Raw genomic sequence first — 15,529 nt, 5'->3', positions numbered from 1 at the left:
CCGGCAGTCACAAACCGATTTTTCAGTTTGTGATGTACAACACGGCCGGGCTGGGCTACGCTAATTGTCAATTCGTGGCCGAAAGCCACGTAACCTGGGAGCAGCAGGCAGGGTCGTAATGAGCTGACATCTATCGATGTCGGCTCTTTTTTATGGGCCGACGGTACAAGAAACGTGCGGGTAACGCGCGCTTACTTTCTATGTGGACGCAGTGCCACGTACCTGAAGTTGGGAATCTGACCATGAGCAGCAAAATCATCCTCGGCCACAACCAGTACGGCAAGGCCGAAGTCCGGGTTGTAAAGATCACGCGGGACACGGACCGCCATGAGATTGAAGACCTGAACGTCACCTCGCAGCTGCGCGGAGACTTCGCGGCCGCCCACCTGGAGGGCGATAACGGACATGTGGTGCCAACCGACACCCAGAAAAACACCATCTATGCCTTTGCCCGTGACGGCGTCGGCTCTCCCGAGGCCTTCCTCCTGCGCCTGGGCGAACATTTCACGTCCGGCTTCGCCTGGGTCACGGGAGGCCGTTGGGAAGCCGAGTCCTACAGCTGGGACCGCATCCAGGCGCACGGTGAGGGGCACAACCACTCATTCGTGCGCAACGGCCAGGAAGTCCGCACGGCGGTCCTGGTCCGGGACGGCGCCGACGCACACCTGATCTCCGGCCTGAGGGACCTGACCGTCCTGAAGTCCACGGAGTCGGGCTTCGTGGGCTACCCGAAGGACAAATACACCACTCTCGCCGAAACCACGGACCGTATCCTGGCCACCGACGTTTCCGCCCGCTGGCGCTTCAAGACCGGAACCGATTTCAATACCGTGGACTTCAACAAGAGCTACGACGACGTCAAAGCGCTCCTGCTCGAAGGATTCACGGAGAACTACTCCCACGCCCTGCAGCAGACCCTGTTCGACATGGGCACGAAGGTCCTGGAAGCCCACAGCGACATTGACGAGATCAAGTTCTCGATGCCGAACAAACACCACTTCCTCGTGGATCTTTCGCCGTTTGGCCTCGACAACCCCAACGAGGTCTTCTTCGCAGCAGACCGTCCCTACGGCCTGATTGAGGCCACAGTCCAGCGTGACGACGCCACCCCCGCTGACATCGCCTGGTCCGGCATCACCGGATTCTGCTAAATCATCGGTACTCCGACGGGCTCAATCACAGGCCACCGGCCGTCGCTGAGCAAGTGATTGAGCCCGTCGAATCCACAGCCAGACCACGTTAGACAGACGAAGACGTCTGCCATGAACCAGAAAGTCTGCCATGAACATCAACAAACCCCTTAAAGCCGCCACTCCGCGCACCAAACGCCCTGTTGCGGATCGTCCGGAAGACCAGCGCCTTTCCATCGGCAGCAGCTTTGCCTACGGCTTCCAGCACGTCCTCACCATGTACGGCGGGATCATTGCCGTCCCGCTGATCGTCGGCCAGGCGGCCGGCCTCTCCCCCGCAGACATTGGAGTACTCATCGCGGCGGCACTCTTCATGGGTGGCCTTGCCACCCTGCTGCAGACCATCGGCGTTCCGTTCTTCGGCTCGCAACTGCCGCTGGTCCAAGGCGTCTCCTTCGCCAGCGTCGCCACAATGGTGGCCATCGTCAGCGGGGGTGGCGGCCTGCCCTCGGTCTTCGGAGCGGTGATGGTTTCGGCAGCAATCGGCCTGCTGATCGCGCCGGTCTTCTCCAAGATCGTCCGCTTCTTCCCTCCCGTAGTCACCGGCACTGTTATCACCACCATCGGGCTGACGCTGATGCCTGTGGCAGCCAACTGGGCCATGGGTGGAAACCGGAAAGCAGAGGACTACGGAAGCATGGCCAATATCGGGCTGGCGGCCATCACCCTCGCGCTCGTCCTCCTCCTGAGCAAGGTCGGCAGTGCCACGATCTCCCGCTTGTCCATACTTCTGGCCATGGTGGTAGGCACCATCGTGGCGGTGCTGGCTGGCATGGCGGACTTTTCCAAGGTGGGCAACGGGCCTATCGTGGCATTTCCCACGCCGTTCCACCTGGGTGCGCCAACGTTCGAAATCGCAGCCATCATCTCCATGGTGATTGTGGTGCTGGTGATCCTGACCGAAACCATGGCGGACATTCTCGCCGTCGGAGAGATCGTTGGCACACGGACGGACTCCAAGCGGATCGCAGCCGGGCTGCGCGCCGACATGGGCTCCAGCCTGATCGCACCGATTTTCGGCTCGTTCACCCAGAGCGCGTTCGCGCAGAACGTCGGCCTGGTGGCGGTCACTAAAATCAAAAGCCGCTACGTGGTGGCGGCCGGCGGTGTGATCCTGGTGCTGCTGGGCTTGCTGCCCGTCCTGGGCCGCGTGGTCGCAGCCGTTCCGACCGCCGTTCTTGGTGGCGCGGGGATCGTCCTGTTCGGTACCGTCGCGGCCAGCGGCATCAGGACCCTGGCTAAGGTGGAATACCGCAACAACATGAACCTGATCATCGTGGCCGCTTCGATCGGCTTTGGCATGATCCCGATCGCCGCACCCACCTTTTACGACAAGTTCCCCACCTGGTTCGGCACCATCTTCCACTCCGGCATCAGCTCGGCAGCGGTCATGGCCATCCTGCTTAACCTGCTGTTCAACCACCTAAAGGCCGGCAACTCAGAGAACCAATCCGTGTTTGTTGCCGGCACCGGCCGGGTGGTCCGGGAAGAGGACCTCAAGTGCCTGGCCGACGGCGACCGTTATGAAGGCGGCAAGCTCATCGACTGCGACGGCAAGGAAGTTGCGGTCCAGTCATCCGGGAAGGCACCTGAACACTAGAACCACAGTTAACGACGGCGGCGGCCCTCCCGAAAGAAGGGCCGCCGTCCGTAGCGCTGCAAGCCGAACCACGTCAGAGACAGGATCAGGCGCGGTTGAGCTCGTCCGAAATCGCCTGCGCGGCTTCCCGAAGCATAGGGACGGCGCGGTCGCCGAAGGACCGGTCAACGCGCGAAACAGGTCCGGAGACCGAGATCGCGGCGGGGGTGGGGGCGTTGGGTACGGCCATGGCAAAACACCGGACGCCCAACTCCTGTTCCTCCTCGTCAATGGCGTACCCGCGTTCCCGGATCCGGTCCAAGTCCGCCAGGAGGGATTCGATGTCGCCAATGCTCTTGGACGTCGGCGTGGGCATTCCGGTACGCGCGACGATCCCGCGGACCGCCGCGTCATCAAGCTGGGCCAGGATGGCCTTACCCACGCCGGTGTCGTGGGTATGGGCGCGGCGTCCAACTTCGGTGAACATCCGCATGGAATGCAAGGAAGGAACTTGAGCCACGTAGATCACCATGTCCGAATCCAGCACGGCCATGTTGGCCGTTTCCCCCAAGTGATCCACGAGGGATTTGAGCTGCGGCCGGGCCACGGCACCCAGCTGCTTGTTAGCGCCTTCGCCGAGCCTGATCAACCGGGGGCCCAAGGCGTACCTGCGGTTGGGCAGCTGACGGATATAGCCAAGAGTGACCAGGGTGCGCAGGAGCCGGTGGATGGTGGGCAGGGGAAGGTCGGTCGAGGACGAGAGTTCACTGAGCGTGACGTCCCCGCCTGCATCAGTAATCAGTTCCAACAGTTCAAAGACGCGCTCAACAGACTGAACGCCTCCGGGGGATTTCTCAGCCATGGGACTGCTCCTGCGACTCGGTTTCCGACAAATCTTATCCGCATCGTGAAAAGAATGCCCTAGACGTCTCACGATACCGCATCGGAGATAGGCCGGCGGGACTCGGTTTCGAGGCTTGTAATTCCACAAAGTAGATAATAATATCCATAATACGAAAATATCTTTCCAGTAGTCCGGCCATCCATGGGCCAGAACAGAGGACTCTTCAATGGCGAACCCCAGCCCCGGAAATTCGATTACCCTGCGCGTGGAAGCGCCGTCCAGCTTCTCGGCCACCAGTGAGCTGGCCGCGGCAGTCGGAGCGGCAGGCGCAGCCATCACGGCATTGGACGTCACCGAGTCCCACCACGAGACCCTGGTTGTCGACGTCACCTGCAACACCACTGATGACGCCCACGCCGCGCGGGTCAAGGACGCACTCAACGCCCTCGAGGGCGTTTCCGTCCAGCACGTCTCGGACCGCACCTTTTTGATGCACCTCGGCGGCAAGCTTGAAGTTGTCCCCAAGGTCGCCCTGCGCAACCGTGACGATCTTTCCCGCGCCTACACCCCGGGGGTCGCCCGCGTATGCATGGCTATTGCCGAGGATCCCGCATTGGCCCGCAACCTGACCGTCAAGCGCAACACCATCGCTGTGGTCACGGACGGTTCGGCCGTCCTGGGCCTGGGCAACATCGGCCCGGCCGCAGCCCTGCCCGTCATGGAAGGCAAAGCGGCACTGTTCAAGCAGTTCGCCAATGTCGATGCCTGGCCCGTCTGCCTGGACACCCAGGACACCGAGGAAATCATCAAAATCGTCAAAGCTCTCGCTCCTGTCTACGGCGGCGTGAACCTTGAGGACATCGCCGCACCCCGCTGTTTCGAGATCGAGAACCGCCTCCGCGAAGAACTGGACATCCCCGTCTTCCACGACGACCAGCACGGCACCGCGATCGTCACCCTCGCCGCCCTGGTCAACGCCCTGCGCGTCGTTGACAAAAAGCTTGAGGACGTGAGAATCGTCGTGTCAGGCGTCGGTGCCGCCGGCTCCGCCATCATCCAGCTCCTCAAAGCCCAGGGCGCCCGCCATATTGTGGCCGCCGGCCGTTCCGGGGCCATTCACGCCGGCCAGGAATATGCCGACGAGCACCGAACCTGGATCGCTGCCAACACCAACGAGGAAGGCTTCGCCGGCACGCTGCACGAAGCCCTCAAGGGCGCGGACGTGTTCATCGGCGTGAGCGCACCGCACGTGATCGGTGAGGAACACGTTGCCTCCATGGCCAAGGACTCCATCGTGTTCGCCATGGCCAACCCCACCCCGGAGATCGACCCCGCCGTCGCGGCACGCCACGCTGCAGTCGTAGCTACCGGTCGCAGTGATTTCCCCAACCAGATCAACAACGTTCTGGCCTTCCCGGGATTCTTCCGCGGACTCCTGGATGCCGGAGCCTCGGACATCACCCCCGAAATGCTGGTGGCCGCGGCCGAGGCAATCGCCAACCGGGTGGCAGACGATGAGCTCAACGCCAGCTACATCATTCCCAGCGTCTTCGATCCGCACGTTGCGGCCGACGTCGCAACTGCGGTGGCACAAGCCGCAGGACATGCAGCAAACGCCGCCGCACCGCATGATGCTGCCCCGACGGGCGACGCGGTCTACGCCGCCGCACTCTGATGACACCGCCTGACCCGCAGCCAACGAAAGGACCAGAAATGGCCATCACCGTCACAGACCCCCGGCCGATCGACCGGGCTGAGGAAATCCTCACCCCCGAGGCGCTGGCATTCATCGAAGAACTTCACCTCCGCTTCGCCGGCACCCGCAACGAGACGCTCACTGCCCGCGGCGCCAAGCGCCAGAAGGTCGCAGAAACCGGCAAGCTGGACTTCCTGCCTGAAACCCGGGACGTGCGCGACGGCGACTGGAAAGTTGCAGCGGCGCCGGCACCTTTGCAGGACCGCCGGGTGGAAATGACCGGCCCCGCCTCCCCGGCGAAAATGGCCATCAACGCCCTGAACTCCGGCGCCAAGGTGTGGCTGGCCGACCTCGAGGACGCCAGCACGCCAACCTGGGGAAACGTCATCGACTCCATCCTGAACCTCCGCGACGCCGCCCGGGGCACCCTCAGCTACAGCTCCGCCGAAGGCAAGGAATACAGCCTGCGCACCGATGCGCCGCTGGCCGTGGTGGTGGCCCGACCGCGCGGCTGGCACCTGCCCGAGAAACACCTGCTGATCGACGGCGAACCCGCCGTGGGTGCGCTGGTGGACTTCGGCCTGCACTTCTTCCACGTGGCCAAACAACTGATTCTCAACGGCCACGGCCCCTATTACTACCTGCCCAAGATGGAGAGCCACCTCGAGGCCCGCCTCTGGAACGAGGTCTTCGTCTTCGCCCAGGACTACCTCGGCATCCCGCAGGGCACGGTCCGGGCCACCGTCCTGATCGAAACCATCCCCGCCGCGTTCGAGATGGACGAAATCCTCTACGAACTCCGGGACCACGCCTCCGGACTCAACGCCGGCCGCTGGGACTACCTCTTCAGCATCATCAAGTACTTCCGCGACGCAGGCGAACAGTTTGTCCTCCCGGACCGCGCCTCCGTGGCCATGACCGCACCCTTCATGCGCGCCTATACCGAACTGCTGGTCAAGACCTGCCACAAGCGCGGCGCCTTCGCCATGGGCGGCATGGCGGCGTTCATCCCCAACCGCAAACAGCCCGAGGTAACCGAGGCAGCGTTCGCCAAGGTCCGCGCGGACAAGACCCGTGAAGCCAACGACGGGTTCGACGGTTCCTGGGTGGCGCACCCGGACCTGGTGTCCACCTGCCAGGAGGTGTTCGACGCCGTGCTTGGCGATCCGGAAAACGGCGGCCGTCCCAACCAGCTGGACAAGCAGCGCCCGGAGGTCAGTGTCACGGCTGACCAGCTGCTGGACATCGCCTCGGCCGACGGCCAGATCACGGAGGCCGGGCTCCGCCTAAACCTCTATGTTGCCGTCGCCTACACCGGCGTCTGGCTCTCCGGGAACGGCGCCGTGGCCATCCACAACCTGATGGAAGACGCCGCCACGGCCGAGATCTCCCGGTCCCAGGTCTGGCAGCAGATCCGGAACAAGTCCCTCCTGGCGGACACCGGCAACACCGTCACCCGGGAACTCGTGGAGCGAATCCTGGCCGAGGAAACCGAGCGGCTCCGCACCGAAGCCGGCGACGAAGCTTTCACCCGCTACTACCGGCCGGCCAGCGACCTGATAGCGGAAATCTGCCTCTCCGAGGACTACACGGACTTCCTCACCACCCCGGCCTACGAACTGGTGGGCTGAGCCATGGCTGCCTCTTACACCCCGTCGCTCACCGCGGCGGATATCGCAGGCATCAATGCCCGGCTGGCCGCCACGGACCAACTGCTGGAGCGGAACTATCCGGACGATGACGGCTCACGCCAGCCCGTCCACACCGTCTACGTCCCCGCCGACCGGTTCACGCCCTCCTTCGCCGCCGATTGGGGTTCCCAGGCGCTGACGACGGCGGCAGCTCACGGCGGGCTGGAACGCCTGTGCGCGTTGCTGGGCCAGGACGCCCACCTCGCCGGGGCGGTTGCGTCCCGGGTCCGGGAAAAGCTGGAAAGCGAACCGATCGAGGACCTCCGCCTGGACTTCGAGGACGGCTTCGGGGACAGAGGCGATGATGCCGAGGACGCCGCCGCGGTTGCCGCCGCGTCCGCCGTGGCCGCCGCAGTCGCGGCCGGCACCGCTCCCCCGTTCATCGGCATACGGTTCAAGTGCTTCGAAGCTGCCACCCGTGCCCGGGGGCTCCGGACGCTGGACCTCTTCGTCTCCGGGCTCGCAGCGGCCGGCGAACTTCCCGAGGGCCTGGTCCTGACCCTGCCCAAAGTCACCACGGCGGCCCAGGTCCAGGCCATGGATTATGCGGTCTCCCGGCTTGAGGAAGTCCACTCCCTCCCTGCCGGCCGGCTCCGCTTCGAGGTCCAGGTGGAAACCCCGCAGCTCATCCTGGGGCCGGACGGCACCTCCCCGGTAGCGCAGCTGCCGCACCTGGTCCCGGGACGCATCAGCGCCCTGCACTACGGCACCTACGACTACTCCGCATCGCTGCAGATCTCCGCCGAATACCAGTCCATGGAACACCCCGTGGCCGACTTCGCCAAGGAAGTAATGCAGCTCGCTGTCGCGGGAACGGGCATCCGGCTCTCTGACGGTTCCACCAACATCATCCCCGTGGGTGACAACGTCGAAAACGCCTGGGCGCTGCACGGCCGCCTGGTCCGCCGGTCGCTGGAGCGCGGCTACTACCAGGGCTGGGACCTCCACCCCGCCCAGCTGCCCAGCCGCTTCGCCGCCACGTATGCGTTCTACCGCGAAGGACTCCCGGCTGCCGCGGCCCGGCTGCGGAACTACGTGGAGCAGACCGACGGCGGCGTGATGGACGAACCCGCCACGGCCCGCGCGCTGGCAGCCTTCGTGCTGCGCGGGTTCCAGTGCGGCGCCGTGGGCGTGGACGAAGTCCAGGCGCTTGCCGGCGTCGGCGTCCCGCACCTGACCGCACTGGCCCACCCGCGGCTCGCCGCCCCTTCCAACTCTTAAGTAAGGATCATCCTAATGGGAAAGTACTACTCCCCTGAGGGCGGCCTGCCGCCCCAGACCCACCTCACCACCGAGCGCGCCATCGTCACGGAGGCGTACACCGTCATCCCCAAGGGCGTCATGACGGATATCGTCACGTCCAACCTGCCCGGCTTCAACAACACCCGCTCCTGGATCATCGCCCGCCCCATCTCCGGCTTTGCCACCACCTTCTCGCAGCTCATTGTCGAGATCGGCCCGGGCGGAGGCGCCCCCAAGGCCGAGTTCGAGGCCGGGGTGGAAGGCGTCATTTTCGTTACCCGCGGCACAGTCAACCTCGCCCTCGACGGAGAACTGCACCAGCTGGAGGAAGGCGGCTACGCCTACCTGGCTGCCGGCTCGGAGTGGGGCCTGGAGAACGTGTCCGATGACGTGGTCTCATTCCATTGGATCCGCAAAGCCTACGAACGCCTGGAAGGCTACGAAGCCAAATCCTTTGTCACCAACGAAAAGGACGTGGAACCGACGTCCATGCCGGACACGAACGACGTCTGGAAGACCACCCGCTTCACGGACTCCAACGACCTCGCCCACGACATGCAGGTGAACATCGTGACGTTCCAGCCCGGCGGCGTGATCCCTTTCCCGGAAACCCACGTGATGGAGCACGGCCTGTACGTCCTTGAAGGCAAGGCCATGTACCTGCTCAACAACGACTGGGTGGAAGTGGAAGCCGGGGACTTCATGTGGCTCCGTGCCTTTTGCCCGCAAGCCTGCTATGCCGGCGGCCCGGGCGAGTTCCGCTACCTGCTTTATAAGGACATGAACCGGCAAGTCCGCCTGACCTGATCGCGACCAACTGAAACGGGCGGCCCTGCCAGGGGCCGTCCGTTTTTGTTTGTTGTGAATCCGGGAGGGGCCTCTCCGCTCCCTGCCGCCGCCCCTTGACTCCAGCTTCACCATTCCCTAGACTTTTCATAAAGCAGAATCTAAATTCCATAAAGCGGAAACGGATAAACCGGGACGCGAATGGGAATGTGGACACAAGCCCTCCCCGGAAGGACCTACGATGACGTACACAGTGAACTGCTCCATCCTCCTCACGGAGCTCCCCCTGCTCGAGCGCCCCGCAGCCGCGAAGGCCGCAGGCTTCGACGCGGTCGAGTTCTGGTGGCCTTTCGAAACCTCCGTCCCCACGGACGCCCAGGTCGCCAAATTCGAGAACGCCATCAAGGACGCAGGGGTCCAGCTCACCGGCCTGAACTTCAACGCCGGCAACATGCCCGGGGGCGACCGCGGCCTGGTCTCCTGGAAGGGACGCTGCTCCGAGTTCAAGGACAACATCGACGTTGTGGCCGGCATCGGTGAGCGCCTGGGCTGCCAGGCTTTCAACGCCCTCTACGGCAACAGGCAGGACGACTTCACGCCCGAAGAGCAGGACGAACTGGCGGTCAAGAACCTGGCCGCAGCCGCTGAAGGTGTCGCCCGGATCGGAGGCACCGTCCTCCTCGAACCTGTCAGCGGCGCCCCCCGGTACCCGCTTCTCACCGCAGCGGATGCCCTCACAGTGATTGCCCGCGTCAAGGAAGCCTCCGGCGCAGAGAACGTCAAGCTCCTCGCCGACTTCTACCACCTGGCAGTCAACGGCGACGACGTCGCAGCCGTCATCGACAACCACGCCAAGGACTTCGGCCACATCCAGATCGCCGACAATCCCGGCCGCGGCGCCCCCGGCACCGGCGAGCTTCCCCTCGGCGCATGGATCGCCCGCAGCCGCGAACTCGGTTACGAAGGCTACATCGGCCTCGAGTACAAGGAACCGCAGGAGACCGCGTTCAGCTGGGCCATCCGCGAACACGCCTCCCGCTAACCAACCGCCCAGCCCAACTGAGTAGCGCTATCTGTCGTTTAGTGCTCTAAACGACAGATAGCGCTACCTAGTTGGGTCCGGCTTCCGCAATCACCACAGACTTTCAGAAAAGGAACCATCATGAGCAACGTTGCAGTTATCGGACTCGGAATCATGGGCCTGCCCATGGCCATCAACCTGGTCAAGGCCGGGCACACCGTCACCGGCTTCAACCGCAGCCAGGACAAGATCGACAAGCTCGTCTCCGAAGGCGGCAAGGGTGCCACGAGCATTGCTGATGCAGTTAAGGATGCCGACGTCGTCATCACCATGGTGCCGGACTCCCCCGACGTTGACGGCGTAGTCAGCGGCACGGACGGCGTCTTCGCCAACGCGAAGAAGGGCACCCTCTGGATCGACGCCTCCAGCATCCGCCCTGACGTTGCCAAGAGGCTCGCCGACGACGCCCGCGAAGCCGGTATCCGCCCGCTGGACGCCCCGGTTTCCGGCGGCGAGCAGGGCGCCATCGACGCCGTCCTGTCCATCATGGTGGGCGGCGAAAAGGCAGACTTCGAGGCAGCCCAGGACATCCTGAACGCCGTCGGCAAGACAATCGTCCACGTGGGTCCGTCCGGCTCCGGCCAGACCGTCAAGGCAGCCAACCAGCTGATCGTGGCCGTCAACATCGAGGTCCTCGCCGAGGCCATCGCTTTCCTTGAGGCCTACGGCGTGGACACCGACGCCGCGCTCAAGGTCCTCGGCGGCGGCCTGGCCGGCTCCAAGGTCCTCGACCAGAAGGGCCAGAAGATGCTGGACCGCAACTTCGACCCCGGCTTCCGCCTGGCCCTGCACCACAAGGACCTGGGCATCGTCACCTCCGCCGCCCGCGAAGCCAACGTCGCCGTCCCCCTCGGCGCCGTCGTCGCCCAGCTCGTCGCCGCCACCGTCAACCAGGGCGACGGCGCACTGGACCACTCAGGACTCTTCAAGCAGGTCCTCCAGTTCAGCGGCCGGAAATAAGCACCAGCGCCACAGGCGCCTAAGAAACACCAGCAGGGGACCCGCCGTCGTACATGAAAACGACGGCGGCTCCCTCAGCACACCCAAAAACAGCCCGCACGGGCCCCCAAAGTTTCACTAGGAGCACACCATGAGCAAGATGCGTACCGTTGATGCAGCGGTTGCCATCCTGGAAAAGGAAGGCGCCATCGAGGCGTTCGGCCTGCCAGGGGCAGCAATCAACCCCTTCTATTCAGCCATGCGGGCCCACGGCGGCATCCGCCACACCCTGGCCCGCCACGTCGAAGGTGCCAGCCACATGGCCGACGGCTATAGCCGCGCCAAGGACGGGAACATCGGCATCTGCATCGGTACCTCCGGTCCTGCCGGAACCGACATGATCACCGGGCTCTACGCCGCCTGGGCCGATTCCATCCCGATGCTGTGCATCACCGGCCAGGCCCCCGTGGCCAAGCTGCACAAAGAAGACTTCCAGGCCGTGGACATCGAATCCATCGCCAAGCCCCTCACCAAAATGGCCATGACCATCCTCGAACCCGGCCAGGTTCCCGGCGCGTTCCAGAAGGCGTTCCAGCTGATGCGCTCCGGCCGCCCGGGCCCGGTCCTGCTGGACCTGCCCATTGACGTGCAGATGGCCGAAATCGAATTCGACATCGACACCTACGAGCCCCTGCCCGTCGAAAAGCCCAAGGCCAGCCGCCGGCAGCTCGAAAAGGCACTGGACATGCTGACAGCCGGCGAGCGTCCCCTGATCGTGGCCGGCGGCGGCATCATCAACGCCGACGCCTCCGCGCAACTGGTGGAACTGGCCGAGATCCTGAGCATACCGGTTATTCCCACCCTGATGGGCTGGGGCGCGATCCCGGACGATCATCGCCTGATGGCCGGAATGGTGGGCCTGCAGACCTCGCACCGTTACGGCAACGAAAACTACCTGCGCAGCGACTTTGTCATCGGCATCGGCAACCGCTGGGCCAACCGCCACACCGGCGGCCTGGACACCTACACCGCCGGCCGCACATTCGTACACATCGACATCGAGCCCACGCAGATCGGCCGCGTCTTCTCCCCGGACCTGGGCATCGCCTCCGACGCGGGCGCGGCGCTGGCCGGCCTGATTGAACTGGCTGCCGAACGCAAGGCTGCCACGTCCCTGCCGGACTACAGCGCCTGGGTTGCCGAATGCCAGGAGCGCAAGGCCTCCCAGCACCGCAAGACGCACTTCGAGAACATCCCCATCAAGCCCCAGCGCGTGTATGAGGAGATGAACAAGTCCTTCGGCCGCGACACCATCTATGTGTCCACCATCGGCCTGTCCCAGATCGCCGGCGCCCAGATGCTGCACGTCTTCGGACCCCGCAAGTGGATCAACGCCGGCCAGGCCGGACCCTTGGGCTGGACCGGACCGGCAGCCCTCGGCGTCGTCCGCGGCAAGCCCGAGGAAACCGTCGTGGCCCTCTCCGGAGACTACGACTTCCAGTTCATGATCGAGGAACTGGCCGTCGGCGCGCAGTTCAACCTGCCGTACATCCACGTGGTGGTCAACAACTCGTACCTGGGCCTGATCCGCCAGTCCCAGCGCGGCTTCCAGATGGAACAAAACGTGTCCCTCGCGTTCGACAACATCAACAGCCCCGAGACCAACGGCTACGGCGTTGACCACCTCAAGGTTGCGGAGGGCCTCGGCTGCAAGGCCGTCCGGGTGCAGGACCCCAACGACCTCGCCGCAGCCTTTGACAAGGCCAAAGCCCTCATGGGCGAGTTCAAGGTCCCCGTGGTGGTTGAAGTGATCCTGGAAAAGATCACCAACATCTCCATGGGTGTGGAAATCAACGCCGTGAACGAGTTCGAGGAACTGGCAGAGACGGCCGCCGACGCCCCCACCGCGATCCTTGCGATGCAGGGCTAACCATGCGCATTGTGATCGCCCCGGACAAGTTCAAGGGATCGCTGTCCGCCCCGGACGTCTGCCTGCACCTGGAAAAGGGACTGCAGCGCGGGGCCGCTACGGCGCACATCAGCAACCTGGACATAGTCCGTTTACCGGTAGCCGACGGCGGCGAGGGAACCCTCGATGCCGCCGTCGGCTCCGGCTTCAGCCGCCGCACCGCTCGGGTCTCCGGACCCACCGGTGAACCGGTTGACGCGGAGTACGCTGTCCGGGGCAGCGAGGCCGTCATCGAGATGGCAACAGCATCAGGGCTCGCGGTTTTGCCCCGGGTCATCCGCGGAAACCAACCTGATTCGGTGTCCGCCACTACCGCTACCAGCCTGGGAACGGGCCAGCTGATCCGCGCAGCACTGGACGCAGGCTGCCACCGGATCATCCTCGGTGTGGGTGGCAGCGCCAACACCGACGGCGGCGCCGGCGTCCTTCAGGGCCTGGGGGCGCGCTTTCTGGATGCGGACGGCAATGAACTGCCCGCCGGCGGCGCAGCCCTGGCCCGCCTTGACACCATCGACTTCACCGGTTTTGAGCCCCGGCTGAAGGACACACGCTTTGTGCTGGCTTCCGACGTCGATAATCCCCTGCTCGGCGCACAGGGCGCCGCAGCGGTTTTCGGCCCGCAAAAGGGAGCCGCACAACAGGACGTCCGCATGCTCGACGCCGCCCTGGCCAGGTTTGTCGAAGTCCTGGCCAGGGAAATCGGTCACCGCGCCATCAAGGCCGCGGAAGCTCCGGGCGCGGGAGCTGCCGGCGGAGTAGGTTACGCCGCCATTGCCGTGCTGGCAGCAACCCGCCGCCCGGGCATCGATGTTGTCCTTGAATTCACCCGACTCGCTGAACGCCTGGCCGGGGCGGACCTGGTCATCACAGGAGAAGGCAGCCTGGACGAGCAAAGCCTGCTGGGCAAGACTCCCATTGGCGTTGCACGGGCCGCTGCCGCTCAGGGCGTTCCGGTCATCGCCGTCTGCGGACGCACCACCTTGGCGCAGGAGCAGGCAACCGCCGCGGGGTTCGAGGACGTCTACGCGCTCACCGAGCTTGAAACCAACGTCACCACGTGCATGGCAGAGGCAGGAACGCTTCTGGAGCAGGTGGGAATTCACATCAGCGAACAGCTGGCAGCAAAAAAGCTGTCCCGTTCCCCCATCAGCAAGGAGGACCTCCATGTCTAAAGAAGGCTTTGACCTGGTCATCCGTGGCCAGCACATCCTGACCACCGCCGGCCTTGCACCCCGTGAAGTGGGCGTCCGCGGCGGGAAAATCGTCGCCATCGAACCTCTCGGCAACGGCCTCTCCGGAACCGAGCTGATTGAGCTCGCCGACGACGAAACCCTGATCCCGGGCCTGGTGGACACCCACGTCCACGTCAACGAGCCCGGCCGCACCGAGTGGGAGGGTTTCGCCTCCGCCACCCGGGCTGCCGCCGCCGGCGGCGTCACCACCATCATTGACATGCCGCTGAACTCCATCCCGCCCACCACCACCGTGGACGGGCTCAAGCTCAAGCGCGAAGTGGCCGAGGACCAGGCATTCGTCGACGTCGGGTTCTGGGGCGGCGCCATTCCAGGCAACAAAGCGGACCTGCGCCCGCTGCACGACGAAGGCGTGTTCGGCTTCAAATGCTTCCTGCTGCATTCCGGTGTGGACGAATTCCCACATCTGGATGCGGATGAGATGGAGGAGGACATGGCCGAACTCAGGACCTTTGACTCGCTCATGATCGTCCATGCGGAGGACTCCCACGCCATTGACCGGGCACCGCACCCGGGTGGGGACCACTACGAAACATTCCTGGCCTCCCGCCCCCGCGGTGCGGAAAACAAGGCCATCGCCGAGGTCATTGAACGGGCACGCTGGACCGGTGCCCGTGCGCACATCCTGCACCTCTCGTCGTCGGACGCCCTGCCCATGATCGCCAGCGCGAAGCGTGACGGGGTAAAGCTCACAGTTGAGACGTGCCCGCACTACCTGACACTGACGGCCGAGGAAATCCCCGATGGCGCCACCGCCTACAAGTGCTGCCCGCCCATCCGCGAGGCCTCCAACCGGGAACTGCTGTGGCAGGGCCTGCAGGACGGCACCATCGACTGCATCGTCTCGGACCACTCGCCCAGCACGCTGGACCTGAAGGACCTGGAAAACGGCGACTTCGCCGTGGCCTGGGGCGGCGTGTCCTCGCTGCAACTGGGCCTGCCGCTGGTCTGGACCGAGGCCCGGCACCGCGGCATCCCGCTCGAACAGGTCATCTCCTGGATGTCCGAAAAGCCGGCCGCCCTGGCCCGCCTGGCCACCAAAGGCCAGCTCGCCCTGGGCTACGACGCCGACTTCTCCATCTTCGCGCCCGACGACGCCTTCGTGGTGGATGTCGCCAAACTCAAACACAAGAACCCCATCACCCCCTACGACGGCACGGCCCTCTCCGGCGTGGTTCGGAAAACCTTCCTGCGCGGCAGCCTGGTGGACGGTCAGACCCCCACCGGCAAGCTCATCCGCCGCGGCGGCATCTAAGGCA

Annotated in this window: 12 protein-coding genes; 11 read left to right on the top strand and 1 reads right to left on the bottom strand. The window is 64.6% G+C overall.

Annotation, left to right across the window (positions count from 1 at the left end):
• The first annotated feature begins 242 nt into the window (after positions 1-242).
• Both pucL and IDT60_RS00480 read left to right on the top strand, forming a co-directional pair.
• Complete coding sequence (gene pucL / locus IDT60_RS00485; protein ID WP_191080462.1) at positions 243-1,151, top strand: factor-independent urate hydroxylase; 909 nt, start codon at positions 243-245, stop codon at positions 1,149-1,151.
• 130 nt (positions 1,152-1,281) lie between these two features.
• On the top strand, positions 1,282-2,790 hold the full coding sequence (locus tag IDT60_RS00480) for a nucleobase:cation symporter-2 family protein (RefSeq protein ID WP_191080461.1): 1,509 nt from the start codon (positions 1,282-1,284) through the stop codon (positions 2,788-2,790).
• A gap of 85 nt (positions 2,791-2,875) precedes the next feature.
• On the opposite strand, the gene IDT60_RS00475 is transcribed toward IDT60_RS00480, so the two are convergent.
• A complete protein-coding gene (locus tag IDT60_RS00475; protein WP_191080460.1) occupies positions 2,876-3,631 on the bottom strand; it encodes an IclR family transcriptional regulator in 756 nt (251 codons plus the stop codon).
• 208 nt (positions 3,632-3,839) lie between these two features.
• On the opposite strand from IDT60_RS00475, the gene IDT60_RS00470 reads away from it, so the two are divergent.
• The 9 genes from IDT60_RS00470 (at position 3,840) to allB (ending at position 15,525) form a co-directional block, all read left to right on the top strand.
• A complete protein-coding gene (locus tag IDT60_RS00470) occupies positions 3,840-5,288 on the top strand; it encodes an NAD-dependent malic enzyme (protein WP_191080459.1) in 1,449 nt (482 codons plus the stop codon).
• 38 nt (positions 5,289-5,326) lie between these two features.
• On the top strand, positions 5,327-6,940 hold the full coding sequence (gene aceB, locus IDT60_RS00465; protein ID WP_191080458.1) for a malate synthase A: 1,614 nt from the start codon (positions 5,327-5,329) through the stop codon (positions 6,938-6,940).
• Between the two features lie 3 nt (positions 6,941-6,943).
• Complete coding sequence (locus IDT60_RS00460) at positions 6,944-8,221, top strand: aldolase (RefSeq protein ID WP_191080457.1); 1,278 nt, start codon at positions 6,944-6,946, stop codon at positions 8,219-8,221.
• A 15-nt stretch (positions 8,222-8,236) separates the two neighbouring features.
• Complete coding sequence (locus IDT60_RS00455) at positions 8,237-9,049, top strand: bifunctional allantoicase/(S)-ureidoglycine aminohydrolase (protein ID WP_164203651.1); 813 nt, start codon at positions 8,237-8,239, stop codon at positions 9,047-9,049.
• A 220-nt stretch (positions 9,050-9,269) separates the two neighbouring features.
• Positions 9,270-10,070, top strand: a complete 801-nt coding sequence (locus tag IDT60_RS00450) for a hydroxypyruvate isomerase family protein (RefSeq protein ID WP_191080456.1) — start codon at positions 9,270-9,272, stop codon at positions 10,068-10,070.
• A gap of 120 nt (positions 10,071-10,190) precedes the next feature.
• Positions 10,191-11,069: a 2-hydroxy-3-oxopropionate reductase gene (locus tag IDT60_RS00445; RefSeq protein WP_191080455.1), complete on the top strand. Its 879-nt coding sequence runs from the start codon at positions 10,191-10,193 to the stop codon at positions 11,067-11,069.
• Between the two features lie 130 nt (positions 11,070-11,199).
• Positions 11,200-12,978: a glyoxylate carboligase gene (gene gcl / locus IDT60_RS00440; RefSeq protein ID WP_191080454.1), complete on the top strand. Its 1,779-nt coding sequence runs from the start codon at positions 11,200-11,202 to the stop codon at positions 12,976-12,978.
• A gap of 2 nt (positions 12,979-12,980) precedes the next feature.
• The gene (locus IDT60_RS00435; RefSeq protein WP_191080453.1) at positions 12,981-14,189 is read left to right on the top strand and encodes a glycerate kinase; all 1,209 of its coding nucleotides are present in this window, start codon (positions 12,981-12,983) and stop codon (positions 14,187-14,189) included.
• On the top strand, positions 14,182-15,525 hold the full coding sequence (gene allB, locus IDT60_RS00430; protein WP_191080452.1) for an allantoinase AllB: 1,344 nt from the start codon (positions 14,182-14,184) through the stop codon (positions 15,523-15,525). The genes IDT60_RS00435 and allB overlap by 8 nt, the downstream gene beginning before the upstream one ends.
• Positions 15,526-15,529: the final 4 nt, after the last annotated feature.

Origin of the sequence: Pseudarthrobacter sp. BIM B-2242 (genome assembly GCF_014764445.1) — a bacterium.
Taxonomy (GTDB): Bacteria; Actinomycetota; Actinomycetes; order Actinomycetales; family Micrococcaceae; genus Arthrobacter; species Arthrobacter luteus_A.
The sequence above is the reverse complement of the archived record's forward strand: the minus strand, read 5'-3'. Positions and strand labels throughout refer to the sequence as shown.